This window comes from Halorientalis sp. IM1011 (assembly GCF_001989615.1).
Lineage (GTDB): Archaea > Halobacteriota > Halobacteria > Halobacteriales > Haloarculaceae > Halorientalis.
In genome coordinates this window covers 44,538-69,400 of sequence record NZ_CP019067.1, presented here as the reverse complement: position 1 = coordinate 69,400, position 24,863 = coordinate 44,538, and the positions used below count along the sequence as shown (strand labels likewise).

27 protein-coding genes are annotated in these 24,863 nt (G+C 65.9%); 14 read left to right on the top strand and 13 right to left on the bottom strand.

Features of this window, described 5'->3' with window-relative positions; translation table 11 throughout:
- Positions 1-39: 39 nt before the first annotated feature.
- Positions 40-768, top strand: a complete 729-nt coding sequence (locus BV210_RS00340) for a VOC family protein (protein WP_077204717.1) — start codon at positions 40-42, stop codon at positions 766-768.
- Between the two features lie 8 nt (positions 769-776).
- Here the strand turns inward: BV210_RS00340 and BV210_RS00335 are convergent, their stop codons facing one another.
- Genes BV210_RS00335 through BV210_RS00320 form a run of 4 tightly spaced genes read right to left on the bottom strand, consistent with a single transcriptional unit; the run spans position 777 to position 2,728 of the window.
- Positions 777-1,403 (bottom strand): DedA family protein, encoded by a 627-nt coding sequence (locus tag BV210_RS00335; RefSeq protein ID WP_077204716.1) that lies wholly within the window; start codon positions 1,401-1,403, stop codon positions 777-779.
- Between the two features lie 57 nt (positions 1,404-1,460).
- Entirely contained in the window at positions 1,461-1,676 is a 216-nt protein-coding gene (locus BV210_RS00330; RefSeq protein WP_077204715.1) for a hypothetical protein, read from the bottom strand.
- Between the two features lie 48 nt (positions 1,677-1,724).
- Complete coding sequence (locus BV210_RS00325; RefSeq protein ID WP_077204714.1) at positions 1,725-2,015, bottom strand: DUF5779 family protein; 291 nt, start codon at positions 2,013-2,015, stop codon at positions 1,725-1,727.
- A 50-nt stretch (positions 2,016-2,065) separates the two neighbouring features.
- The gene (locus BV210_RS00320; protein WP_077204713.1) at positions 2,066-2,728 is read right to left on the bottom strand and encodes a hypothetical protein; all 663 of its coding nucleotides are present in this window, start codon (positions 2,726-2,728) and stop codon (positions 2,066-2,068) included.
- A 141-nt stretch (positions 2,729-2,869) separates the two neighbouring features.
- Between BV210_RS00320 and BV210_RS00315 the strand changes: the two genes are divergently transcribed.
- From BV210_RS00315 to leuD, 6 genes are all read left to right on the top strand, one after another.
- Positions 2,870-4,099 carry a LeuA family protein gene (locus BV210_RS00315; protein ID WP_077204712.1) on the top strand — a complete coding sequence of 410 codons (1,230 nt, stop codon included), beginning with the start codon at positions 2,870-2,872 and terminating at the stop codon, positions 4,097-4,099.
- Positions 4,100-4,381: 282 nt separating this feature from the next.
- Positions 4,382-6,175, top strand: coding sequence for a biosynthetic-type acetolactate synthase large subunit (gene ilvB, locus BV210_RS00310; protein WP_077204711.1), 1,794 nt, complete (start codon positions 4,382-4,384; stop codon positions 6,173-6,175).
- Between the two features lie 2 nt (positions 6,176-6,177).
- Positions 6,178-6,825 (top strand): acetolactate synthase small subunit, encoded by a 648-nt coding sequence (ilvN, locus tag BV210_RS00305; RefSeq protein ID WP_077204710.1) that lies wholly within the window; start codon positions 6,178-6,180, stop codon positions 6,823-6,825.
- Positions 6,818-7,819, top strand: a complete 1,002-nt coding sequence (ilvC, locus tag BV210_RS00300) for a ketol-acid reductoisomerase (RefSeq protein ID WP_077204709.1) — start codon at positions 6,818-6,820, stop codon at positions 7,817-7,819. Before ilvN ends, ilvC begins: the two co-directional genes overlap by 8 nt.
- A gap of 109 nt (positions 7,820-7,928) precedes the next feature.
- Positions 7,929-9,350, top strand: coding sequence for a 3-isopropylmalate dehydratase large subunit (gene leuC, locus BV210_RS00295; RefSeq protein ID WP_077204708.1), 1,422 nt, complete (start codon positions 7,929-7,931; stop codon positions 9,348-9,350).
- Entirely contained in the window at positions 9,347-9,955 is a 609-nt protein-coding gene (leuD, locus tag BV210_RS00290) for a 3-isopropylmalate dehydratase small subunit (protein WP_077204707.1), read from the top strand. Before leuC ends, leuD begins: the two co-directional genes overlap by 4 nt.
- A gap of 135 nt (positions 9,956-10,090) precedes the next feature.
- Here the strand turns inward: leuD and BV210_RS00285 are convergent, their stop codons facing one another.
- Together BV210_RS00285 and BV210_RS00280 are read right to left on the bottom strand one after the other, a co-directional pair.
- Entirely contained in the window at positions 10,091-10,840 is a 750-nt protein-coding gene (locus BV210_RS00285; protein WP_077204706.1) for an SDR family NAD(P)-dependent oxidoreductase, read from the bottom strand.
- 200 nt (positions 10,841-11,040) lie between these two features.
- The gene (locus BV210_RS00280) at positions 11,041-11,643 is read right to left on the bottom strand and encodes a TetR/AcrR family transcriptional regulator (RefSeq protein ID WP_077204705.1); all 603 of its coding nucleotides are present in this window, start codon (positions 11,641-11,643) and stop codon (positions 11,041-11,043) included.
- Between the two features lie 487 nt (positions 11,644-12,130).
- Between BV210_RS00280 and BV210_RS00270 the strand changes: the two genes are divergently transcribed.
- Positions 12,131-13,111 carry an isocitrate/isopropylmalate dehydrogenase family protein gene (locus BV210_RS00270; protein WP_077204703.1) on the top strand — a complete coding sequence of 327 codons (981 nt, stop codon included), beginning with the start codon at positions 12,131-12,133 and terminating at the stop codon, positions 13,109-13,111.
- Positions 13,112-13,120: 9 nt separating this feature from the next.
- Here BV210_RS00270 and BV210_RS20125 read toward each other — a convergent pair whose 3' ends face one another.
- The 3 genes from BV210_RS20125 to BV210_RS00260 all read right to left on the bottom strand — a co-directional run bounded on the left by BV210_RS20125 (position 13,121) and on the right by BV210_RS00260 (position 17,250).
- Positions 13,121-13,273, bottom strand: coding sequence for a hypothetical protein (locus BV210_RS20125; RefSeq protein ID WP_172824864.1), 153 nt, complete (start codon positions 13,271-13,273; stop codon positions 13,121-13,123).
- A gap of 36 nt (positions 13,274-13,309) precedes the next feature.
- Positions 13,310-13,630, bottom strand: coding sequence for a HalOD1 output domain-containing protein (locus BV210_RS00265; RefSeq protein ID WP_077204702.1), 321 nt, complete (start codon positions 13,628-13,630; stop codon positions 13,310-13,312).
- A gap of 131 nt (positions 13,631-13,761) precedes the next feature.
- On the bottom strand, positions 13,762-17,250 hold the full coding sequence (locus tag BV210_RS00260; protein WP_077204701.1) for a PAS domain S-box protein: 3,489 nt from the start codon (positions 17,248-17,250) through the stop codon (positions 13,762-13,764).
- A gap of 232 nt (positions 17,251-17,482) precedes the next feature.
- Between BV210_RS00260 and BV210_RS20120 the strand changes: the two genes are divergently transcribed.
- Positions 17,483-17,635, top strand: a complete 153-nt coding sequence (locus BV210_RS20120) for a hypothetical protein (RefSeq protein ID WP_172824863.1) — start codon at positions 17,483-17,485, stop codon at positions 17,633-17,635.
- Here the strand turns inward: BV210_RS20120 and BV210_RS00255 are convergent.
- The 3 genes from BV210_RS00255 to BV210_RS00245 form a co-directional block, all read right to left on the bottom strand.
- Entirely contained in the window at positions 17,629-18,090 is a 462-nt protein-coding gene (locus BV210_RS00255; protein WP_077204700.1) for a DUF5799 family protein, read from the bottom strand. The two genes, BV210_RS20120 and BV210_RS00255, sit on opposite strands and share 7 nt — an antisense overlap.
- Positions 18,091-18,406: 316 nt before the next feature.
- Positions 18,407-19,132, bottom strand: a complete 726-nt coding sequence (locus BV210_RS00250; RefSeq protein WP_077204699.1) for a metal-dependent hydrolase — start codon at positions 19,130-19,132, stop codon at positions 18,407-18,409.
- Between the two features lie 62 nt (positions 19,133-19,194).
- On the bottom strand, positions 19,195-19,437 hold the full coding sequence (locus BV210_RS00245; RefSeq protein WP_077204698.1) for a hypothetical protein: 243 nt from the start codon (positions 19,435-19,437) through the stop codon (positions 19,195-19,197).
- A gap of 62 nt (positions 19,438-19,499) precedes the next feature.
- On the opposite strand from BV210_RS00245, the gene BV210_RS00240 reads away from it, so the two are divergent.
- Entirely contained in the window at positions 19,500-20,273 is a 774-nt protein-coding gene (locus BV210_RS00240; protein WP_077204697.1) for a fumarylacetoacetate hydrolase family protein, read from the top strand.
- Between the two features lie 99 nt (positions 20,274-20,372).
- A complete protein-coding gene (locus tag BV210_RS00235; protein ID WP_253741575.1) occupies positions 20,373-22,013 on the top strand; it encodes a GMC family oxidoreductase in 1,641 nt (546 codons plus the stop codon).
- A 26-nt stretch (positions 22,014-22,039) separates the two neighbouring features.
- On the opposite strand, the gene BV210_RS00230 is transcribed toward BV210_RS00235, so the two are convergent.
- The gene (locus tag BV210_RS00230; RefSeq protein WP_077204696.1) at positions 22,040-22,498 is read right to left on the bottom strand and encodes a CopD family protein; all 459 of its coding nucleotides are present in this window, start codon (positions 22,496-22,498) and stop codon (positions 22,040-22,042) included.
- Between the two features lie 93 nt (positions 22,499-22,591).
- On the opposite strand from BV210_RS00230, the gene hisC reads away from it, so the two are divergent.
- The 3 genes from hisC to BV210_RS00215 are packed head-to-tail and all read left to right on the top strand — an operon-like array spanning position 22,592 to position 24,836.
- The gene (gene hisC / locus BV210_RS00225; protein ID WP_077204695.1) at positions 22,592-23,710 is read left to right on the top strand and encodes a histidinol-phosphate transaminase; all 1,119 of its coding nucleotides are present in this window, start codon (positions 22,592-22,594) and stop codon (positions 23,708-23,710) included.
- Positions 23,707-24,213, top strand: a complete 507-nt coding sequence (locus BV210_RS00220; RefSeq protein ID WP_077204694.1) for an adenylate kinase family protein — start codon at positions 23,707-23,709, stop codon at positions 24,211-24,213. Before hisC ends, BV210_RS00220 begins: the two co-directional genes overlap by 4 nt.
- On the top strand, positions 24,210-24,836 hold the full coding sequence (locus tag BV210_RS00215; RefSeq protein WP_077204693.1) for a CDP-alcohol phosphatidyltransferase family protein: 627 nt from the start codon (positions 24,210-24,212) through the stop codon (positions 24,834-24,836). Before BV210_RS00220 ends, BV210_RS00215 begins: the two co-directional genes overlap by 4 nt.
- Positions 24,837-24,863: the final 27 nt, after the last annotated feature.

Here is a 24,863-nt window from a genome sequence, read left to right as displayed (position 1 = left end):
GTCGCCCATCGTTAAGACCGGACGGGACCAAGGTGGCGTATGCTCACGGACCTGCGCTGGCTCGCGCTGGAAGCCAAATACCTCGACCGCGCGCAGTCGTTCTACGAGTCGTTTCTCGATCTGGACGTGCGCCGGGAGCGCGAGGGGGAAATCGCGCTGGCGGCCGGCGACACCGACCTGATCCTGCGCCGTCCGACCGCCGTCCCGCGTGGTGGTGTCCACACCCACTACGCGTTCTCGACGCCGCCCGACGCGTACGAGGGCTGGTGGGACCGCCTCTCGGAGTCCTTCGACCTCGTCGAACACCAGTTCGGCGACGCCAGATCGCTGTACTTCTACGACGTGGAGGGCAACTGTGTGGAGATCGGGCAGCGCACGACCGCGAAAGAGTCGCAAGACGGCGGCGGTGCAACCGCCGACGAGTGCGACCCAGGCGACGGCATCACGGGCGTCTTCGAGGTCGTCTTCGAGGTGGCCGACCTGGAGCGGGCCGAGTCGTTCTACCGCGATCTCGGGATGGAGCTGATGGGTCGGGGCGACGACCGCAAGCGGGTTCGCCTGACCGCGGGGCCGTTCGACTTCGAACTCTGGGAACCCCAGCTGGGCCTCGCGGACGGACGCGGCGGGGTCCACGTGGACGTGGGCCTGGGCATCGAGGACCCGGCAGCGGTCGTCGGGGCCGTCGAAGACCGAGCCCGTTCGGTGACCGAACTGGACGAGGGTGTTCGGATCGAGGATCCCGACGGCCACCAGTTGACGTTGCTGTGACGGCGCGGTTATCCTGACAGGGCTCGCCGGGGTGACCAGCGCCAGAGCAGGACGGTCACGCCGACGACTGCGACCGCCACGACGGCGGCGGCGAGCGGTCTCTCGGTGGCGACCGCTATCGCCGTGGCGAACAGCGACCGTTCGCGAGCGTAGTAGACCACACCGGCGGTGGCCGCGTAGAACAGCACGGTCCCGACCGCCGTGTATGCGCCGAATCGCAGGGGTCGCATGTCGACGAATCCGGCCGGGATCGAGACTACGGACCGGAGGACCGGAAGCAATCGGCCCCAGAGCACCGACGATCTGCCCCACCGTCGGAACCATACCTCACCGCGTTCGATGCGCTCGTCCGAGACGTGGATGTGTCGCTGGAGCCAGCCGTTGTCTCCGACCCGCGTGTCGTGGAACACGTAGAACGGGACGAACGCGCCGACGGTGCCGCCGACGGTGGCAGCCCCGACGAACACCAGAAACGACGGGAGGTCCGTGACGAGCAAGGCGGCGGCCGCCGGCACGACTGCCTCGCTCGGGAGGAACGGGAAGAGCATCGACGTTTCCAGAAAGGTAAACAGCAACAGGGCGAGCGGACCGTACAGGCCCAGCAATCGCATGGCGGTGGTGGTCAGGTCCACCATGGGCGGGCTAGACCGCCCCGACGTAATACACCTCGGCCGGTGGGGTCGAAAACCGTGTCACTCCCGTCCGTCCCGACCGCCGAAAATCTCGGCCACTGCGCGGTAGCCGACCGCGCCGAACGAGATTACTACGCTTCCGATCACCGCGTACAACAGCAACATTCCGAGGAGCGTGTCCAACCGGACCGGCGGCTGGACGAGTTCACCGAGTGCGATCAGACACAGAACTGCGGCGAGGAGGAGTCCCGATCGCCGTACGAATTCGTTGGCCATACTTCGCGTGTTTCACCTGCACCCGAGTTGAGACCGTGGGCAGGGTCGCTACAGCCGTTCGGTGTCGATGACCACGCCCGGCGGCGTCACGAGCAGGAAGTCCCGGAATCGCATCAACTCGCCGCCCATCTCCGTCACGTCGCGTGCGAATCCGGCGGCGAGTTCGTTCACGTCGCCTTCAACGTCTAGCACGAGCACGGCACCGCCGTCGACCTCCGCTATCCACTCCCCGTCGGGCGTCGAGCCGTCGAGGACACCGAGCACGATCCGGCTCCCCTCGCGCTCGTCGTCGTCCATCTGGTCCTCGACCGCCTGCAGGTCGAGGTCGAAATCGCTCATATCGGCTCCCTCGCACCCGGCCGGCAAAAACCCCTCGCAACGTCAGACGATCACGTGAACAGGCGGAACGGCCGCGCGACGCGTTCGGGGAGGCCACCGAGCCGCTCGCGCGCCCGCCCCGACTCGTTTCGGAGTGCGTCGGTGAGGCTCCGGTCGTCGAGTCGCGCCACGTAGCGCTCGCCCTGCCGCTCGATCACGTCGAGGGTCCGGAGGGTCTCGATCCCGTCCTCGATCCGCTCGCGGGGGAGATCGAGCGCGTCGTCCAGTTCCGCGACGGACCGGGGACTCCCTTCGAGCGCCTGCCCCACGATGGCGGCGTCGCCGAACCGGTCCATCTGGTCGGGCGCGCCGGGTTCGGTCCGACCAGCGCCCGACTGCAGGTCGTAGACGGCGTCCAGCGTCAGCCACGCGCCGACAATCAGGAACGCCGCTTTGACGAGGTCGTTCCCGCCGGTGCCCGCGAACGCGTACGCGCCGAGTGCGACCAGTCCGACGCCGGGGAAGAGCTTCCCCCACCCGCGGTTGAATCCGTAGCGCCGCCGGACGTGGGGCCAGATCGTCGCCGCCGTGATCCCGACCGCCGCGCCGCCGAGCGGTGCCGGCGCGAGATCGAGGAAGTACCAGACGGCGAGTATTCCGGTCGCCGTCCCGACCAGTTCGATCACGAGCGAGTACCGCCGGAGGAGGGCGATGGGTCGCGATTGCAGGGACATATTCGGGAATCCGACCGGCGAAACAAAAATCTTGACGCAGGTACGGTAGCCGCCTGCTGACGCAAGCCCTTGGGCATGTCAACCAAACTCATGCACGCGGTGCACGGACAGCTTTATATACGATAGGTGGCTTTGCAACAAGTGCTACAATGTCCAACGATACAGAGGGCACGTCGGGATCCCCGGCGGATCGAGTTCTTCCAGGGCACACTGGATTCCACTTCTGAGATAACAGAAGCACGCATTTTCGACACCACGCTGCGCGACGGTGAGCAGTCGCCACGCACGTCGTTCTCGTACGACGACAAACGCGAGATAGCGGCCGTGCTGGACGACATGGGCACCCACGTCATCGAGGCGGGGTTCCCGGTCAACTCGGACGCGGAGTTCGAGGCCGTTCGCGACATCGCCGAGTCCGCACAGAACAGCGAGGTCTGTGGACTGGCGCGCGTGGTCGAAGAGGACGTCGAGGCTGCACTCGACAGCGGCGTCGACCTGGTACACGTGTTCGTGTCCACCAGCGACGTCCAGTTGCAGGACTCTATGCACGCCACTCGACAGGAGGCCAAGGAGGCCGCCGTCGAGTCCGTCGAGCGTGTCACGGAGGCCGGCGTCGAGTGCATGTTCTCGCCGATGGACGCCACGCGGACGGACGAGGACTTCCTGATCGAGGTCGTACAGGCCGCCGACGAGGCCGGCGCCGACTGGGTGAACATTCCGGACACCTGCGGCGTCGCCACCCCGCGGCGGTTCTACGACATGGTCGGGAACGTCGTCGACGCGATCGACGCGCGCGTGGACGTTCACACACACGACGACTTCGGGCTGGCAGCGGCGAACGCCCTGTCCGGCTTCGAAGCTGGCGCGAGCCAGTCGCAGGTGTCGGTCAACGGCATCGGTGAGCGGGCGGGCAACGCGGCCTACGAGGAGGTCGTGATGGCCTTAGAGAGTCTGTACGACGTGGACTCTCGGATCGACACGACCCGAATCACCGAGCTGTCGCGACTCGTGGAGGACCGCTCGTCGATTCCGACTCCGGCAAACAAACCGGTGGTCGGCGAGAACGCCTTCTCACACGAGAGCGGTATCCACGCCGCGGGCGTCATCGAGAACTCGGACACGTTCGAGCCGGGCGTGATGACGCCGGAGATGGTCGGGGCCGAGCGCGAGCTCGTCCTCGGGAAACACACCGGCCAGCACTCCGTCAGGGAGCGACTGGTCGACGCCGGGTTCGACCCCACCGAGGAAGAGGTCCGGGAGGTCACCCGTCGCGTCAAGGACTACGGGGCCGAGAAAAAGCGGGTTACGATGGACGTGCTGGAGAAATTCGCCCGCGAAGTCGGCGTCACCGAGGAGGAGGTCCGGGTCTGAGATGGCCTCCCCTCGCGGTGTTCGCGCTCGCCAGCGGCTGGTGAAGGGCGGCTCGACTCGGAAGAATTATGTCACTGGCCGGGCCTACTCGGCACACGATGACTGCGCGTGCTGGACGCGGGAGTGGCCCGGCGAACAGCCGCGCACTCGTACTTCTCGCGGGTATCGTAGGGGCGCTATAGCCCCGCCACACGTCTTCACCCCGAATTCTGCAGCACAGTCGGTAGAAACCGGACCAATGCACATGTACACGACAGATCGACACACGACGGAGGAATCGACATGAGCGATAGCGCACAGACACCACACGCGGACGAAGTCGAGCGGGAAGCGGCCGACGAACGACCGGACGAACCCGACGACGAGAGCCACGTCGAACCCATCGAGACCGGCGCTGATGCGGTCGTCTCGGCGCTGAAAAACGCCGGCGTCGACCACCTGTTCGGCGTGCAGGGCGGGGCGATCATGCCCGTCTACGACGCGCTGTACAGCGAGTCGGACATGACCCACGTTACGATGGCCCACGAGCAGGGCGCGGTTCACGCCGCCGACGCCTACGGGATCGTCACGGGCGACCCCGGCGTCTGTATGGCCACGTCGGGCCCGGGCGCGACGAACCTCGTCACGGGCATCGCCGACGCCAGCATGGACTCGGACCCGCTGATCGCGCTCACGGGCCAGGTCCCGACGGATCTGGTGGGCAACGACGCCTTCCAGGAGACCGACACCATCGGCGTCACCCAGCCGATCACGAAGTACAACCGCTTCGCCACCTCCCCGGACGAGGTCGGCGACGACGTGAGCACGGCCTTCGCGCTGGCCGACGAGGGCCGGCAGGGGCCGACGCTGGTCGACCTGCCCAAGGACGTGACCCAGCCCGAGACCGACGTGGAACCGGGCAAACCGGAGACGCCGGACACGTACAACCCACCGGAGAAGGCCGACGCCGAAGCCGTCAGCGAGGCGGCCGACGTGATCTCCGACGCCGAGAAACCGATCATCCTCGCGGGCGGCGGCGTCATCAAGGCCAACGCCAGCGACGAACTGCGCGCGTTCGCCACGGAGTACGACATTCCGGTCATGACGACGATGCCCGGGACTGGTGCGTTCGACCAGACGCACGAACTCTCGATGGGCATCGCCGGCATGCACGGCACCGGCTACGCCAACATGGCGATCACGCTGACCGACTGCATGCTCGCCATCGGGACGCGCTTCGACGACCGACTGACCGGCGACGTGAAGACGTTCGCGCCGGACGCCGACATCGTCCACGTGGACATCGACCCGGCCGAGATCAGCAAGAACATCGAGGCCGACTATCCGCTGCTGGGCGACGCCAAAGCGGTGCTCGATCAGTTGAGTGATGCGATGACTGACGCGCCCGACGCCGACGCCTGGCGCGAGCAGTGCCAGACGTGGAAAGACGAGTACCCGCTGGACTACGAGATGCCGGAGGACCGGCCGCTCAAGCCCCAGTACATCGTCGAGCAGTTCGACGAGGCGATGCCCGACGACACCATCGTCACGGCCGGTGTCGGGCAACACCAGATGTGGGCCTGGCAGTACTGGACCTGGACCGAACCCCGGACGTGGGTCACCTCCCACGGCCTCGGGACGATGGGATACGGCTTCCCCGCGGCCATCGGCGCGAAACTGGCCAAGCCGGACAAGGAGGTCATCGCCTTCGAGGGCGACGGCTCGTTCCTGATGACGAGTCAGGAGCTCTCAGTTGCGGTGCGGGAGAACCTCGACATCACCATCGTCGTCCTGAACAACGAGGCGGTCGGGATGGTCCGCCAGTGGCAGGACGGTTTCTACGAGGGTCGCCGGATGGCCTCGGAGTACCCGTGGGTCCCCGAGTTCGACAAGCTCGCGGAGGCCTACGGTGCTCGCGGCTTCCGGCTGGAGGACTACGACGAGGTCGAGGAGACCATCGAGGCCGCACTGGAGTACGACGGGCCGGCGGTCGTCGACGCGATCATCGACCCCGAGGAGAACGTCTACCCGATGGTGCCGAGCGGCGGTGACAACAGCCTGTTCGCGCTGTCGGAAGACCATCTGGACGAGATCTGACGATGACAGGGAAACTTCCAGGGCCGGGCCCGGGCGAGCGGATGCGTCCCGAGGGCCGGCGCAACGAGGACGGTATTCGCATCGACCCCGAAGCGGAGGCGAAACACGAACCGCGTCGCGCGGTGCTGTCGGCGCTGGTCGAACACGAGCCCGGCGTGCTGGCGGAGGTCTCCGGCCTGTTCAGCCGCCGGCAGTTCAACATCGAGAGTCTCACGGTCGGAACGACCGTCGACGAGAGCCGGGCGCGGATGACTATCGTCATCGAGGAGACCCGGCCGGGGATCCAGCAGGCCAAAAAGCAGCTGCGGAAGCTGATCCCCGTGGTCTCGGTGCGGGAGCTGGACCACGATTCGATCCAGCGGGAACTGGTGATCGTGAAGGTAAACGGCGAGGAACCGGACAAGGTCCACGCCATCACGGAGATGTACGGCGGTGAAACCCTCGACGCCGGGCCGCGGACGATCACCGTCGAGATCACCGGGAACGAGCAGAAGATCGACGACGCCATCGACGCGTACAAGCAGTTCGGCATCCGCGAGATCGTCCGGACCGGCTACGCGGCGCTGGCCAGAGGCGAACAGCAGACTGCGGAAGTCGAACCCGAAGTGAAACTGACTGCGGACTCACAAACACCAGCAGACGATGACTGACGAATTTACCAACGAGATCTACTACGACGAGGACGCGGACGTATCGCACATCGAAGACAAGACCGTCGCCGTGCTGGGCTACGGCAGCCAGGGCCACGCCCACGCGCTGAACCTTCAGGACAGCGGCGTCGACGTGGTCGTCGGCCTCCGGAAGGGCTCGTCCTCCCGCGACGCCGCCGAAGACGAGGGGCTGGAAGTCACGACACCGGTCGAGGCCGCCGCCCGGGGCGACATCGTGAAGATGCTCGTTCCTGATACTGTGCAGCCCGCGGTCTACGAGCAGATTCGTGACGAACTGGAGGCCGGCGACACGCTCCAGTTCGCCCACGGGTTCAACATCCACTACGGCCAGATCGAGCCCCCGGAAGACGTGGACGTGACGATGGTCGCGCCCAAGTCGCCGGGCCACCTCGTCCGCCGCAACTACGAGAAAGGCGAGGGGACCCCCGGCCTGCTGGCCATCTATCAGGACGCGACGGGCGAGGCCAAAGAGGAAGGACTCGCGTACGCGAAGGCCATCGGCTGTACGCGTGCCGGCACGATCCAGACGACCTTCCGCGAGGAGACCGAGACCGACCTGTTCGGCGAGCAAGCTGTACTGTGTGGCGGCGTGACCGACCTCGTGAAGGCCGGTTTCGAGACGCTCGTCGACGCGGGCTACTCCCCGGAGATGGCCTACTTCGAGTGTCTGAACGAACTCAAGCTGATCGTCGATCTGATGTACGAGGGCGGCCACATGGAGATGTGGAACTCCGTCTCCGACACCGCCGAATACGGCGGCCTCACCCGCGGTGAGGACGTCATCGACCGCGAGGGGATGGAGGAGATCCTCGAGGGCGTCCAGAACGGCGAGTTCGCCCGCGAGTGGATCAACGAAAATCAGGCCAACCGGCCGGCCTACAAGCAGTACCGCAGTGCCGAACAGAACCACCAGATCGAGGAGGTCGGCGAGCGCCTGCGCGACCTCTTCGCCTGGGACGAGGACGAACAATGACCGAGGACAGCGACCGACAGCGGATGTGCGACGTGGACCACACACCGCCTCACGGCGAAGGCGTCGAGCGCGCCTTCGAGCGTGGCACAGAGGGACGATCTGAGACAGTATGAGCGAAAATACGCTGTACGACAAAGTCTGGGAGAACCACAAGGTGACGACGCTGCCCAACGGGCAGGATCAGCTGTTCGTGGGCCTGCACCTCATCCACGAGGTCACGAGCCCGCAGGCGTTCGGGATGCTCCAGGAACGCGACCTGGAGGTCGCCCGACCCGACCTGACGCTGGCGACGGTCGACCACATCGTCCCCACCGCGGACCAGTCCCGGCCCTACAGCGACGACGCGGCCGAAGAGATGATGTCGGAACTGGAGGAGAACGTCCGGGACGCGGGCATCGAGTTCCTCTCGCCCGAGACCGGCGAGCAGGGCATCGTCCACGTCGTCGGTCCGGAGCAGGGGCTGACCCAGCCCGGAAAGACCATCGTCTGCGGCGACAGCCACACCTCCACCCACGGCGCGTTCGGCGCGCTCGCGTTCGGGATCGGGACCAGCCAGATTCGGGACGTGCTGGCGACCCAGACCATCGCGATGGAGAAGCAAAAGGTGCGGAAGATTCAGGTCGACGGCGAACTCGGCGAGGGCGTCGAGGCCAAGGACATCATCCTGGAGATCATCCGCCGACTGGGTACCGAGGGCGGCGTCGGCTACGTCTACGAGTACGCCGGCGAGGCCATCGAGGACCTCGGGATGGAAGGCCGGATGTCCATCTGTAACATGTCCATCGAGGGCGGCGCTCGTGCGGGCTACGTCAACCCCGACGAGACCACCTACGAGTGGCTGGAAGAGACCGATTACTTCCAGGAGAACCCCGAGAAGTTCGAGGAACTCAAGCCGTACTGGGAGTCCATCCGCAGCGACGAGGACGCGGAGTACGACGACGTGGTCCACATCGACGCGAGCGAACTGGAGCCCGTCGTCACCTGGGGCACCACGCCCGGCCAGGGCGTCGGCGTCACCCAGCCCATCCCGGCCCCCGAGGACCTGCCGGAAGAGAAGCAGGACACGGCCCGGCGCGCGCAGGAGCACATGCGCGTCGAGCCCGGCGACACGATGGAAGGCTACGACATCGACGTTGCCTTCCTCGGATCCTGTACGAACGCTCGGCTGCCGGACCTGCGCCGCGCGGCGAAGATCGTCGAGGGCCGGCAGGTCCCCGACGACGTGCGCGCGTTCGTCGTCCCCGGCAGCCAGCGCGTCCAGAAGGCCGCCGAGGAAGAAGGTCTGAAAGACGTCTTCGAGGCGGCCGGCTTCGACTGGCGTAACGCCGGCTGTTCGATGTGTCTGGGCATGAACGACGACCAGCTGGAGGGCGACGAGGCCTCCGCGTCGTCGTCGAACCGGAACTTCGTCGGTCGCCAGGGGAGCAAGGACGGCCGGACGGTGCTGATGAACCCCCAGATGGTCGCGGCGGCCGCCGTGACCGGTGAGGTTACAGACGTACGCGATCTGGAGGAGGTGGTCAGCGTATGACAGACGAAGTGGAGATTCCCGAAGTAAAGGAAGTCACCGGGACCGGGATTCCAGTCCGCGGGAACGACATCGACACCGACCAGATCATCCCGGCGCGGTTCATGAAGGTCGTCACCTTCGACGGGCTCGGGCAGTTCTCCTTCTTCGATCAGCGGTTCGACGAGGACGACAACGAGAAGGACCACCCGATGAACGAGGACCGGTTCACGGACGCCAACGTGATGGTCGTCAACGCGAACTTCGGCTGTGGGTCCTCCCGTGAGCACGCCCCGCAGGCGCTGATGCGGTGGGGGATCGACGCGTTCATCGGCGAGTCCTTCGCCGAGATTTTCGCCGGCAACTGTCTGGCGCTCGGAATGCCGACGGTCACCGCCGATCAGGAGACCATCGAGGACCTGCAGGACTTCGTGGACGAGAACCCTGACGCCGAAATCGACATCGACGTGGCCGAGGAGACCGTTACCTACGACGGGAAGACCGTCGACGTGACCGTCGACGAGGGCCAGCGGAAGGCGCTCGTGGACGGCATCTGGGACACGACGGCCCTGATGAAGGCCAATCAGGAGGCTATCTCGGAGACGGCCGAGGGTCTGCCGTACGTCTGAGAATTCCGAGTCGGTCGTTCGGTCGTCGATTCACTTTTCCCGTTTCTCGCTGTCCCCGTTCGTCTATCGAACGTAACCTGCGAGGTGTGGGTCGCTCTGAACCACGACCCTCGAACTGGCGGGGGCGGCGTTGCCCTACTGCTGAGATTCGCCGCCGTCGATCGGGATCGTCTGGCCAGTGATGAACGACGCCTCGTCCGAGCAGAGCCACAGGATCGCACTGGCAACTTCTTCTGGCTGTGCCGGACGGCCCATCGGGACGTTCGAGATCACCTGTTGCTGTTCTGCCTCGGACATCGCACGCAACGCAGGTGTATCGACGATCGTCGGACATACTGCATTCACTCGCACCCCAGCGTCGGCAAATTCGAGGGCACCCGTCTTCGTCAACCCGACGACGCCGTGCTTGCTCGCGCTGTACGGACTGCGCCCCGGACTGCCCCGGATACCCGCCATGGAGGCAACGTTGACGATCGCACCGCCGCCAGATGCCTCCATGGCCGGGATCTGCTCCCTCATTCCTGCCCAGACGCCCTTCTGGTTGATGTCGTTGATGCGATCCCACTCGGTTTCCTCGATCTCGGTGATCGGTGCGGGTTCGTTGCCCGTCGCCGCGTTGTTGATTGCGTAATCGAGGCGTTCATACTGTTCGATGACGGTCTCGACGCTGGATTCGATCGAATCCGGACGTCCGACATCGGTTTTCACGAAGGTCGCGGTCCCGCCAGCGTCCTCGATTCGGCTGACAGTCTCCTCGCCACCGTCGACATCGATATCCGCGACGACGACCGTCGCACCCTCTCGGGCGAACCGTCTTGCTGTTGCCCGACCAATTCCAGAGCCAGCACCGGTGACGAGCGCCACGTTCTCGGCCAGTTCGTACATCGTATATTTATATATTGAATATATTGTAAAGTGCCTTTTGATCCAGTCGACTATATCGAGACACCGCGATCTGACCTCTAAACGGCCGGTATGCGGGCGGTCCGGTAGTCCACGGTCGACGTGGCTCGGTTTCCGACGGAGGGACTGGTCGGGTGAGAAAGTGAGGTGAGGAAACAGTTGCGGACAGAAGCGGCGGGTCGTTAACTGGACGAAATACGCTCGATCTGGGTATTGATTGCGTTTCGCAGTTCGTGAATCGACTCCTCCGGATCGTAGACCGTGAGCCGTCGAGTTCGTGTCCCGGTAAGCAAGGAGAGAAAGAGTTCGGCCTCGACCGCCGGTTCAATGTCGGCAAATTCACCGGCTTCGAGACCGCGGGTGAAGATATCCTCGAGTAGGTCTTTGAGTTCGCTATCGACGCGCAGGTACTGTTCGCGGGCGTCCCGATCGTGCGGGCCATTTACTCGCAGTTCGAACATGGCGAGCTGGACCCGATAGACTTCTTCGTCGAGAGTAGCCGGGAGGAGGACCTCGACCAGCGTTTCGAGTTCGGCCCGAGCCGATTGCTTCTCGTCAGGGAGGCTCCCGAGAAACTCGTACAGCACGTACTCGAGAAAGTCGACTAACAGTTCGTCTCGCCCATCGTAGTGATAATAGAGGAGCGTGCGGCTGTTCTCGAACTCGTCAGCAATATCCTGAATCGTGAGGTTGTCGTACCCGTGTTTCTGCAACGCCTGGTACGTCGCCTCCATGATCTCCGTTTTTGCCGGCCCGAGTTCTCCCGGATCGCCGTTCTGCGTCATTGAATGATAGGTGGTGTGGCAGACAGTGTTCTTTTTGGATCTGCGATACTGCGTTTTCCGCTACGGCTCTTCTCCGATCCGACTGACGACCGATTCGAGTGGCTCTCAGAGGCTTACGAGATACGTGAGCCACAGGACGACAGAGAACCCGCCGATCCCGGCCAAGAGTGTACTGTAGATCGCTGGAGCGTGATCTTTGATCCTGTACCCGCTGTATATCGATACGAGCCCTGCGATAGGAAGGACAACCAACGATAGCAGGGCGCTAACGGTACCGATAACCAGGTATCGGCGGGTGATTCTTCGGTTCATAGCGTATCCTCTGGATCGGGTTTACATATCTGTTAATATTAAAACCGCTGGTTATCTGGGTGGTCCCAGAGCATCGCAGTTTCGGCGACCGTCTTATCGCGGGCCGCGGCCGGCCCACTCCAGCGGGCTGGCGAAACCGCAAACCTATTCGCCCGGGCACTCGCCTGAGGAGGTAATGACACACCGGATCGCGGTCATCCCCGGCGACGGTATCGGCGGCGAAGTCGTCCCTGCGGCCATCGATGTGCTCGAGGCGCTGGAACTGGATCTGGAGTTCGTCGACGGCGAAGCCGGCGATTACGTGAAAGAAGAGCGCGGCGAGGCACTCCCCGACGAGACCTACGATCTGGCCGCGGAGTCCGACGCGACGCTGTTCGGCGCGGCCGGCGAGACGGCCGCCGACGTAATCCTCCCGCTCCGGGAGGCCGTCGACTCCTTCGCCAACGTCCGCCCGGCCCGTGCGTACCCGGGCGTGGACGCGGTCAAGCCCGAGACCGACCTCGTGTTCGTCCGGGAGAACACCGAAGGAGTCTACGCCGGCATCGAGGACGACCTGACCGAAGACGTGACCACACTCACCCGACTCGTCACCGAGGACGCGTCCCGACGGATCGCCGAGTTCGGCTTCGAGTACGCCGAGGAGAACGGCTACTCGGACGTGACGGTCGCTCACAAGGCAAACGTCATGCGAAAGACCGACGGGCGGTTCCTGGCGGCGTGTGAGGATGTTGCCGAGGAAGGCAATTTCGAGTTCGACGACGCGCTGATGGACGCGCTGGCGATGCACCTCATCATGCACCCCGAGGACTACGGTGTGGTCATCTGTCCGAACCTCGCGGGGGACATGCTCTCGGATCTGGCGGCCGGGCTCGTCGGCGGACTGGGTCTGCTACCGAGTGCGAACATCGGGCCGGACAACGCACTCTTCGAGCCGGTCCACGGTTCCGCGCCGGACATCGCGGGGGAGGGCGTCGCGAACCCGGCGGCGATGATCCTGAGCGCAGCGATGATGCTCGACCATCTCGGGTACGGCGACGAGGCGACCCGCGTCCGGAACGCGGTCACGGCTGTTCTGGAGGGCGGGCCGCGGACGCCGGATCTGGGCGGCGACGCCACGACCGACGACGTGACCGACGCAGTGGTGGACGCGCTGTAGCCGGGCCAGTCAGGCTTTCCAGGCCGCTCGACAGCGGTCGGAGCAAAACGGGTGAAAGACGAGGGTCCCGTCGGTCGCCAGTTCCGTTTCGATAGGATACCACTCGTCAGTGTCGATATCGTTCCCACAGTGCTCACAGACCGCCATCGTTGCTGTGTTCATGCTCTATTGGTCCTGTCTCGAAAATGTCGTCCTGACTTACCTGTGTGTCCCTTGCCTGATCCCCGTCACACCCTCGGGTGCAGACTGACTCTGAATTTCGCCGTCTACCCGGATCGTTCCATCCCCCTCGATACCGATCTCGTGGCCCCAGGCCTCGAACGTGACGGAGAGGTCGGTATCGGGCCGCGCCGAGGCGACGAGGGCGTCCAGCGCGTCGGGATCGACGAACGCGAAGACCGGCTCCGACAGGTCGACGGGATCGACGCCCTCTACCCGCGCAACTGCGGAGACGATCGTCTCGACGACTGGTTTGCTAGCTGATGGTACGCCACTGGTGTCGCTTATACTCGCACGCATGATTCCACATAGGGACAAACACAGTGTTACCGAAGGCTCTGGTCACGATATAGATAACCGTCGCCGTGACGGGGCGTTATCAGTATAACCCGGCCGGGAGAACCGTCTGTTCGAGGATTTCCGGGAGCTACTCATCGATCCAGAGCAGCGCCGTCCACGTCGGTTCCGGAGAGCAACCAGTCGAAGACCGCTCGCTGAGCGACCCTGAGATGTCGGTTCACCGCAGGCTGTGAGACCCCGAGCGTGTCCGCGATATCCTGTCCAGTACTCTCCCGGGGCCGCTCGAAGTATCCGCTCAGGTAAGCCGTCGACAGGACCTCGCGCTGGCGCTCGGTCAGATCGCTCAGCACGTCGCAACGCAGTTGGTCCGCGCTGTGTAATTCGCGGCTCACGTCTTTGCGGGCGATCAGTTCCGTCGTCGGGTACGAGGCCCGGACGGCGTCGACCAGTTCCCGGACGTGAATGTCGTGGGGCACGTCGACGAACAGCTCCATCCCCCCGTCGTCGACGGTGAGATCCCGCGGGAGCCCGCCGTGTTCCAGCAACGTTCCGAGGACGGTCTCGTCGGCGAACTCGATCTCGTACACCTCGCTGTCGCCGTCCCCCACGCGACTGTAGTCGGCGACGGCGACGGTCTCGTTCAGGGCGGTCTCGACGGCCGCCGGGTCGGCGTCGGCGATCGTGAGGAACGCGCGGAGCCCGTCGGCAGTCCAGGTGTTGATGCCTTCGAGCCGGATGGTACAGTCGAGACGGCGACGCAGTGAGACCAGGGGACTCGTCTCGTCGTCGAGGTGGAGTTTGAGCCTGATGGCGTCGTCGCCGAGGAGCGACTGTTTGGTCTCGATGCCGTTGATGGCGTTGGCGATCGTCTCGCCGAGTTCCGCGAACACGGGCCGCTCGGTCTCCCCGAACGCGTCACTGTTCTCGGCGTACACCGCCAGCACGCCGTAGGTGTAGTTCTCGTAGGCGAGCGGGACGGCCACGACCGACCGGAAGTCCCGCCGCAACGCCGCCTGTCGCCACGGCTCCTCGCGCAGGTGTTCCGACACGGGCGAGACGATCACTGACTCGCCCCCGTCCAGCGCGCGGTAGCTCGGTTCCCGCCCGTCCGTCCCGAGCGTGTCGAGGTACTCGCTGCCCTCGCCCGCCCAGGTTCGGGGCTCGACGTCCTCGGTCGCTGGATCGAACTGGCCGATCCAGGCGAACCGGTAGGACCCTTCCGTGACGAGTCGTTCGCAGACGGATTCCTCGATCTCGGCTCGCGTGGTCCCGTCGACCAGCGCCTCGTCGACGCCCCGTAGCACCTCGTTGATCTTCACCTGTCGTTTCAGCCGGCGGTTCTGTCGTTCGAGTTCGGCGTCCCGTGCCCGGAGGTCGGCCTCGCCCTCGACGCGGTCGAGGGCGGCCTCGGCCGAGGTGGCGAACAGTTCGAGGACGTGTCGGATGTCGCCGTCGAGCCCCGTCGGGTCCGGCGAGAGCGCCACCAGCAACGCGTGATCTCCGAGCGGGACGGCCATCCCGCTCCCGATGTCGTCGGTCAGCGACGCCAGTTCAGTGGTGTCGAACACGACGGTCTCCCCGTCGAGGAAGGCGGACCAGATCGTCGTGCCACGGGTGTCGGGGTCCGGGAGGCGCTCGGACGGGAACCGATCGGAGAACTCCGTCGTCGCAGCGGTCCGGGCGAGGTCGCCCCGGTCGTCGTCGAGCAAGAAGACACCCACGTCGGCCTCCGTCAGCACGTCCGCGACCGCAGTGACGACCCGTTCGCACACCTCCGGTCTCGACTCGGCGTCGATGAGTTCGCGAGTCGACGCCTGCAGCGTCGTGAGCAACTGTTCGCGCTCCTCGCGCTCGATGGTATCCAGTGCGTACCCCAGAGTATCGCCGAGTTCGCCCAGCACCGTCTTCTCGCGCTCGTCGAACGCGTTCGGCCGAGCCGCGAACACCGACAGCAGGCCGTAAATCCGGTCCTCGAACGTGATCGGGATGACCGCCAGCGACCGTGCGCCACACTCGAAGGCGGCGGACTCCCAGGCGTCGAGCCGATCGCTCGCCCTGAGATTCCCGACGACCTCGACCCCCCGGGTGCGGATCGCCTCCCGCCCCAGTTCGTCTGGGGCGGATCCCAGGGCTTCCACCACGTCGAGTCGGTCGTGGTCGCCAGCCCCCGTCCGCGGAACGAGGGTGTCGGTCGTCGGGTCGTAGCCCGTGACGATCGCGAATCGGTAGGCCTCCGAGGCGGCCAGTCGATCACAGACGACGTGTTCGGCCTCCTCGCGGCTCCGGGCGCGGATCAGCGCCTGATCGATGTCGCGGATGACGGCGTTGATGCGGTTTAGCTCGTCGAGTTCGTCGCGCTGGCGCTCGATCTGTCGCTCGCGGGCCACACGGTCCGACACGTCTCGGCCCATCCCCGCCACGCCGATCAGTTCGCCGTCGTCGTCGACGACCGGGCCGCCACTGAACTCGTGAGGGATCCGCTCGCCGTCGCTGGTCGCCAGATCCGCCTCCACGTGTTCGATCCGACGGTTCGAGACGACCGTGCCGAGGGTGTCCCTGACACGCTCGCGTTCATCGGGGGCGAGGAACTGGAGTGGGTTCATTTCCTGAATCTCGTCCTCGCCGTACCCGGTGACCTCCGGCACGTAATCGTTCCACCGGAGGAACTCGCCGTTCTCGTCGAAGGCATAGAGCAGGTCGGGAACGGCCTCGAAGATGGCCTCGACGAGAGCCCGTTCCTCTCTAAGCTGGCGCTCGCGCTCCCGTCGTTCGCGCACGTCGCGGATGACGCCGACGTTGCCCAGGAACTCGCCGTCGCTCTCGATGATCGCGAGCCGGTTCTCGCAGGGGATCTCCTCCCCCTCGGCCGTCACGACCGTCTGTTCCAGCGTGCCGACGTGTCGGTCGTCGTCACGCAGGAGGTCCTGAATCAACTGGCGGCCGCGTTCGATGTCTTCCTCCGGGAGGGCGATCGAGACGTGCCGGCCCACCAGATACTCCCGCGGGTACCCGGTCAGTTCTTCACCGGCGTCGTTGACCGCGACGAACCGGCCGTCGGGGTCCATCAGGTAAATCCCGTCTTCGACCGTGTTGAAGATGGTCTCGTATCGCTGTCGATCCGCCTGTGTCGGCGCGTTCGACCCTCCGAGTACGAGACTGCCGTCGTGCTGTCTCGGTACCGTTTGCCCGCCGAGCAGTTCGGTTTCGGCGAGCGACGGCGTCGCAGCCGTATCGCGGTCGCCCCCGCGGACGGAGTCATTCTGTTTCATCTCTGCCAGCAACTCCGGGCCGTCCGGGCCGACGAGTCGTGGCACCGTCTCGGACGTGACGACGCCGGTCGCGCCGGCTTCGAACAGCGCGTCGTCGGTCTCGCTACGCTCCTCGACGACAGCGACGACCGGCGTCTCGGGAACCTCATCGCTGATTCGCTCGACCAGGGTCTCGACCGATTCATCGGTCGCGTTCGCGACCAGTACCGCGATCACACCGTCGGCGATCGCGTCGCGGGCCGCGGTCTCGTCGTCGACGCGTCGGACCGGGGCGGCTCCCCGTTCCTCGATGGTGGTCGGGACTGGCCGCTCGGAGTCGGCGACTAATAGGATCGGATCACGGTCGGTCATGTGAAAGTCGCTCGTCGCTGATGGACCCTGGGGACAGCTATACAAACGCTTGCCTGATCCGGGTATCAAGCGTGAACACGCCGTATCGAGCCCGTGAACAGGCCGATACCGGTCCGCAAGGACGTGGGACAATTACCGGCGAGACGGGCCGGTGATTACACCGACGTCTCCGCGGCTCTGGCTCCCGCGGCGACGTGGAACTTAACTAACTGGGGGCTGTCCATGTAGGTGTATGCCGAACGTGGACCTCGACGAGGAGACGATCGAGCGACTGGACGGCCTCCGGGTGGACGACGAGAGCTACGACGAAGTAGTCAACGAGCTCATCAACATCTACCAGGCCGAAGAACTGACGCTATTCCGGGGTAGCGACGAGGACTACTGACCCGACTCGGCGGCCGCCGCCCGGATCGCGCTCCACTTGCCCGTCTCTTCGAGGTGAGCCTGTAACTCCGCGGCGTACTCGTCGGCCAACCGCTCGGCCGCCGCCAGTCGCTCCTCGTCGAGATCGTCGTCTTCGTCGCTCCCGAGTCCGAGCGCGTCTTTGATCCCACCGAACATACCGCCGCCAGTGTCACCGACGGAGCCGCCGGGGCCGCCCGGTCCGGCCATCGGGTGGTCGTCCATCGAGTCGAGTTCGGGGATTACCGAGGGGAGGGCGCTCGTGTCGGCGACGAGCGTCGCCGCCTCTTGGTCGGTCGGGTTCTCGATATCGAACTCGATCGCTGTCATGACCATCCCCCACTGCTGGCGGGAGAATTGCGACGATTCGACGCGGTCGGTAAACTGCTGGTCGACCGTCATCCGGTCGCCGACGATCCGGTCGGTCCAGTGGTCCATGTCCCGACTGTAACGGCCGACTGGCTTCAGCGTTGTTACCACTGACACGGCGGGTCCGAAGAAACGGCGTCCGCGGCGGACGATGCGTGTCGGTGCCACCCCCACGTGGCAACTGGGTCCCCACCCATGGTGCGTCGTCCGACAGGACGGAGCCTGTAACACGGTGCCCCTCGGTCGCTGGTCCCACCCCCGACCGAAGATGCAATTACAACACTCGCCCCATCCCCACTGATAGTGTCGCCGGTTATGGACGGTCGTTTAATACAGTGGGTGTCGTTGGCACGCCGCCCGAAAACGAGTCGCCGGTCCGTCGCCGTCAGGTGCCCAGGTCGAACGACTCGTCGCCGTCGAGGACGTGGACCTCCGCGTCACTGCCGGTCGCGGCCACCTCGTCGACGAATCGGTCGGGGTCCATCTCGATGGGCGGGAACGTGTCGTAGTGCATCGGGAAGGCGTGGTCGACGTCGAGCCAGTCGACGGCGATGGCGGCCTGCATGGGCCCCATTGTGAAGTGATCGCCGACGGGCAGCGCCGCGGCGTCTGGTTCGAGGTACGGACCGATGACCTCGCGCATCTCGGTCATCAGGCCGGTGTCGCCGGCGTGGTAGAACGTCGTCGAATCCTCGTCTTCGATCTGTGTCGGGACGGTGTCGCTGATGACGTAGCCCGCGCAGTTGCCGCCACTGGGGGCGACGAAGCCTTCGCCCATGCCGTTGGTGTGGTCGGCGCGGTGCATCGTCACGTAGGCGTCGCCGAACTCGACGGTGCCGCCGAGGTTGAACCCGACCACGTCGTCCTCGGCGAAGTCGTGTTCGCCCGAGAGGTGGCCGACGACCTCGGGCGTCCCCGCCAGCGTCGCGTCGGTGAACGCGCCCACGTCGGCGACGTGGTCGTCGTGGCCGTGCGTGACGAGTACCACGTCCGGGTCGAAGTCCCCGGCTTCGGCGTCGGTCTTGGGGTTGTCGAAGAACGGGTCGATCAGGATGTCGGTGTCACCGACCGAAACGTGCCAGGTCGCGTGACCGTGCCATGTGAGTTCCATTGCGTCCGGAGGGTTCGGCCGAAGCCCACTTAACGCTACAGGAGCCTGCAGATCGGACCGCCTCAGTCCCGGAGGTAGCGGTACGTGCCGGCGATCACGACGGCCAGGATGGCCGCCCCCAGTGTGAACCCGGCGAACGCCCCATCTGTGGCGATCACCGTCACATCGGGTGTCGCCGTCTCCGTCACCGTTCCGTCGTCGGGCGTCTGCCCTCCCGGGTCGTCCGTCACGGTGGCAGCCGTCGCCGATGCGGTCGGTGACAGCACTACGACGATCACCAGCAGGTAGAGGGTCCCTCGAAACACGCGAGGAGGTACGGGATGGGCGCTTGTAAACGCTTATCAGGCGGCGATGCGATTCGCGGGACATGAAACGCGTACGCTTCCGGGATTCCGCGGGCAACGTGCGTGGAGGTCGCTGGACCGTCGAGGACGGCGAGGAGGTGGTGACGGCCGCGGCCGGACCGTACGGACGCATCTCCTTCGGCGACGAGACCTTCGCGCCCGACGATGTCGACATTCTCCCGCCCTGTGAACCCACCAAGATCGTCTGTGTCGGCCTCAACTACGCCGATCACGCCGCCGAACAGGACAAGGAGGTCCCGGATCGCCCTCTCCTCTTCCTCAAACCGCCCAACACGGTCACGAGCCACAACCAGGAGGTCACGCTTCCGTCAGGCAAGGAGCGCATCGACCACGAGGCCGAACTCGCCGTCGTCATCGGCGAGCGCTGCAAGGGCGTCAGCGCCGACGCGGCCATGGACTACGTCTCCGGCTTCACCTGTCTCAACGACCTCTCGAACCGCGACGACCAGCGGGTCGAACAGAACTGGGTCCGCGGGAAGGCCTTCGACGACGCCGCCCCGATCGGCCCGCTCGTCGCGACCCCGGAGCACGTCCCCGAGGACGCGACCATCGAGTGTCGCGTCAACGGCGAACTCCGCCAGCAGTCATCCCGCGACCAGTTCATCTTCTCCGTGCCCGAACTGATCGAGGAGATCACGACCTACATGACCCTGGAACCCGGTGACGTGATCTCTACCGGCACCCCCGCCGGTGTCGGCCCGCTCGCCGACGGCGACGAAGTCGAAGTCGAGATCGAGGGTATCGGCACACTCCGCAATACCGTCCACATTCCATGATTCGTCCGTTCTTCCGCCATTTTCGAACCTGTCCAGCCGCCGGTATCACCACTCCGACACCAGAAGTCCTAAGTTTAGGCTAACCTAATCCCGGGCGAGATGAGTGACGCGGTGGACCGGTCGCCGAGCGAGCGGGTCGACGTGTGCGTCGTCGGGGCGGGTCCGGCCGGCGCGCTCGCCGCCCACCGACTCGCGGAGCGAGGCCACGAAGTCGTCGTGCTGGAGGCGGGACCGCGGTTCGACTTCGAGTCACGGCTCGACCGGATGGAGCGAGCCATCAGACCCGCCCACTCCGATACCGAGGTCTGGGACATGGGCGGTGAACGCGACGCCTACAGGAGCAGTGGCGAGCTGTTCTATCCCCTCAACAGCGCTCGCGTAAAGGGGATCGGGGGCTCGACGCTGCACTGGCAGGGGATGGTGATGCGCCACCACGAGGCGGACTTCGAGCGCCGAACCCGGGACGGCGTCGCCGCCGACTGGCCAATCGGCTACGACGACCTCGAACCCTACTACGCCGACGCCGAGACGGAACTGGGCGTCGCGGGGGCCTCGGACAACCCCTTCGCGCCGCCGCGGGAGGAACCCCACCCGTTGCCCGCGTTCGAGCCCTCATACAGCGACTCGCTGTTCGCCGAGGCCTGCGAGCGACTGGGCGTCACGATGCACTCGGTGCCCAACGCACGCAACTCGGAGGGCTACGACGATCGGAGCGCTTGCGTCGGCTACGGCACCTGCAAACCCGTCTGTCCCTCCGGCGCGAAGTACAGCGCCGACGTGCACGTCCGGAAGGCCGAGGACGCTGGCGCTCGCGTGATCGACCGCGCACCGGCACAGGAACTCGTCACCGACGACACTGGGCAAGTGGCGGCCGCTCGCTACGCCACGCCCGACGGCGAGACTCACAGACAGACGGCCCGCGAGTTCGTCGTCGCCTGCGGCGGTATCGAAACTCCCAGACTCCTGCTCATGTCCCGGTCGTCCGATCATCCGGAGGGCCTGGCCAACAGTTCCGGACTCGTCGGCCGATACTTCACCGAACACCTCTTCTGTGGGGCCGGCGGCCTGCTCGACGAGCGGACCCGCCAGAACCACGTCGGGTTCATCACAAGCGAGTGCCACCAGTTCTACGACGACCCCGGACGGGCCACGTCGGGGACGGCGGGCGGAATCCCCGCCAGCGACGACGACCTCGGCCCGATCAAACTGGAGTTCCTGAACTACGCCGGTCCCTCGCCCGTCGAGATGGCGCTGGGAGCCGACGAGTTCGGCGACGACCTGCTCGACTCACTGCAGGGTGCCTACGGCAACAACATCGCCATGGGCGGGCTCGTGGGACAGTTGCCCAGGGAGGAAAACCGGATCACGCTCGACACCTCCACCACCGACGACCACGGCAACCCCGTGCCCGACATCACGTGGTCGCTGGACGCCCGAACGAAGCGGACGATCCGGCGGGCCAACGAGATCCAGCACGCGATCCTGGAGGAACTGGGCGTCGACATCGGCTGGACGGTCGGCCCGGAAAACACCGGGCCGGCCTTCCACCACATGGGGACGACCCGGATGGGAACCGACCCGTCCGAGAGCGTGGTGAACCCACAGCTACGGACCCACGACGTGCCCAACCTCTCGGTGGCGTCGAGCAGCGTGTTCGTCACGCCCGGGGCGCTGAACCCCACGCTCACCATTGCGGCGCTGTCGCTGAAGTGTGCGGAGCACGTCGACGAACGGCTGTGAGAAGTGCGGCGGTGCGACCGCGTACTTCAGATGCCGCCGCCCAGAAGCAGGCCGGCGACGACGAGCAGGCCCAGCGCGGCCACGGAGGCCGCGAGGAAGAAGGGGCGGGCGTCGTTCGCGGGTTCGCGGAGTTTCCGTTCCGCCAGGCCGGAGCTGATCTTGCTGGTACCGATCTCGACTAGCGCGGCCAGTGCCAGCCAGAGGGCGATCATCGTGAGGACCAGGTGCCCGTTCGACGATCCCGTGAGCGTCTCGACGGTGTAGATTCGGCCGGCGAGGTGGCCGCCGGTCAGGAACAGGAGGAGCGCACAGGCCCGCGAGAGCGTGAGCAGGCGGCTCGTGATGTCGGCGAAGGGGTCGGTGTCGATGCTGCCTTCCCGGGCCACCGGGAGGACGCCGTAGGTCATGAACAGGACGCTGCCGGTCCACAGGCCGGCGAACAGCATGTGGAGTACGTACCCGATAGTCAGGTCGATTGACGCCATACCCGAGTGCTGGTGGCAACACCTCTTGAAACTGGTGAGTTTCGGCCGGCTCGTTCAAGCAGACTTAAGAATCGGGGTCCGCTTCCCCCGGACATGGAACCACGGGACCTGTCGGACCACTCCGTCTACCGGGCGGGACGGGGGATCGAAGAGGTCGCCCGGGATCTGGGACTCGATCCCGACGACCTGGTCAAGCTCTCCTCGAACGAGAACGTACTGGGTCCCAGCCCGAAGGCTGCCGCCGCGATCCGCGAGCACGCCGACGCGGTACACCAGTACCCCAAGACTTCACATACAGACCTGATCGAGCGTCTGGCCGACGACTGGGCCGTCGAACCCGAGCAGGTCTGGCTGGCCAACGGCGGGGACGGCGTCCTCGATTGCCTCTCTCGAGCACTCCTGCGCCCGGGCGACCGCGTGCTGGTCCCGAGACCCGGCTTCGCTTACTACGCCATGAGCGCCCGCTACCACCACGGCGAGGTGGCGACCTACCGACTCCCGAAGGCCGAGGACTTCGCCCAGACCGCCGACAACGTCCTCGACGCCTACGACGGCGAGCGGATCGTCGTCGTCACGAGCCCCCACAACCCGACGGGGTCGACCATGCCGCTGTCCGACGTGGAACGGCTGGCCGAGGCGACCGACGAGGAGACGCTCGTCCTCGTCGACGAGGCCTACGGCGAGTTCGCGGACGTCGAGAGCGCGGTGGGGCTGGTCCGCGAACGCGACGACGTGGCCGTCCTCCGGACGTTCTCGAAGGCCTACGGGCTGGCGGGGCTACGACTGGGTTACGGCCTCGTCCCCGAGGACTGGGCCGACGCCTACGCCCGCGTCCACACGCCCTTCGACACCGGCGAACTCTCCTGCCGAGCGGGGCTTGCCGCGCTCGACGACGACGAACACATCGACAGAACCGTCGAGATGGTCGAACAGGCGAGGGAGTACCTCTACGACAATCTCGACGCTCGGACCTGGGAGAGCCACGGAAACTTCGTGCTGGCGGAGGTTGGGGACAGCGAGGGACGCAGTCCCTCCGGCGGGCGGTCGGAGACCGCGAGCGGCGAAGCAGTCACCGATGCCGCCCAGCGCGAGGGGATCATCGTCCGGGACTGTTCGAGTTTCGGCCTGCCCGACTGCGTGCGGATCACCTGCGGCACCGCCGAGCAGATGGAACGAGCGGTCGACGTGCTGAACGAGGTGATCGACGCGTGAGAGTCGCGGTCACCGGCACCCCGGGCACGGGCAAGACCACGGCCACGGAACTTGTCGACACCGACCTCGAACTCGTCCACCTCAACGACGTGATCCGCGACGAAGACCTCGCGACGGGGCGTGACGAGGACCGCGACAGCCTCGTCGCTGACCTCGACGCCGTGGACGACTGGCTCGACGACCGGGACGACCTGCTGATCGACTCGCATCTGGCTCACCGGTTCGACGCGGATCGGGTCGTCGTCCTTCGGTGTCACCCCGAGGAACTGGAGCGGCGGCTGGAAGAGCGGGGTGAGCCACGGGCCAAGGCCGAGGAGAACGCCGAGAGCGAGGCCCTGGACGTGATCCTCGCGGAGGCGGTCGAGCGCCACGGCGAGGAGTCGGTCTACGAGATCGACGCGACCGACAGCGATCCCGAGAGTATCGCCCGCGAAATCGAGCGTGTGATCGACGGCGAGCGCGAACCGAGTGCCGGAACTGTCTCGTTCATCGACTACCTATGACGCTGGATAGATTCCGGCCGCTGGCCGATCGCGTGCTGACGCCGTTCGTGACCGCCAGCTCCAGGCTGGGCCTGACGCCCGACGCAGTGAGCGTGATCGCCTTCTTCCTCGCGGGTGCCGCCGGCGGGGCGTTCTACCTCGGCGGTGGCGGCCGCACTGGCCCGGGCGATCCGATCTGGTACCTCGCCGGCGCGCTGTTCGTGTTCCTGAACGGCTGGCTGGACTTGCTCGACGGCGCGCTGGCCCGACGGCTGGGGACGGACTCGCGGGCAGGCGACCTGCTCGATCACGTCCTCGACCGCTACGCCGACATCCTGATGATCGTCGGACTGGCGGCGGGCGTCGACCGCTACCCGCTCGGACTGGCGGCCGTCACGGGTGTGTTGATGACATCCTATCTGGGCACCCAGTCGCAAGCTGTCGGGTTGGACCGTGTGTACGGAGGACTGCTCGGCCGGGCCGACCGGCTGGCGCTGATCGGCGTGATCGGGCTGTACTCGTTCGTCATCCCGGCGGAACTCTACGGGTTCACCGCGGTCGGCTGGCTGCTGGTCGTCTTCGCCGTGGTCGGGCACTTCACGGCGCTCCAGCGGTTCGTCGGGGCGTTCCGGTCACTCTCCTGACGCTTGCGCTGTCGGCTGGATCGTCCG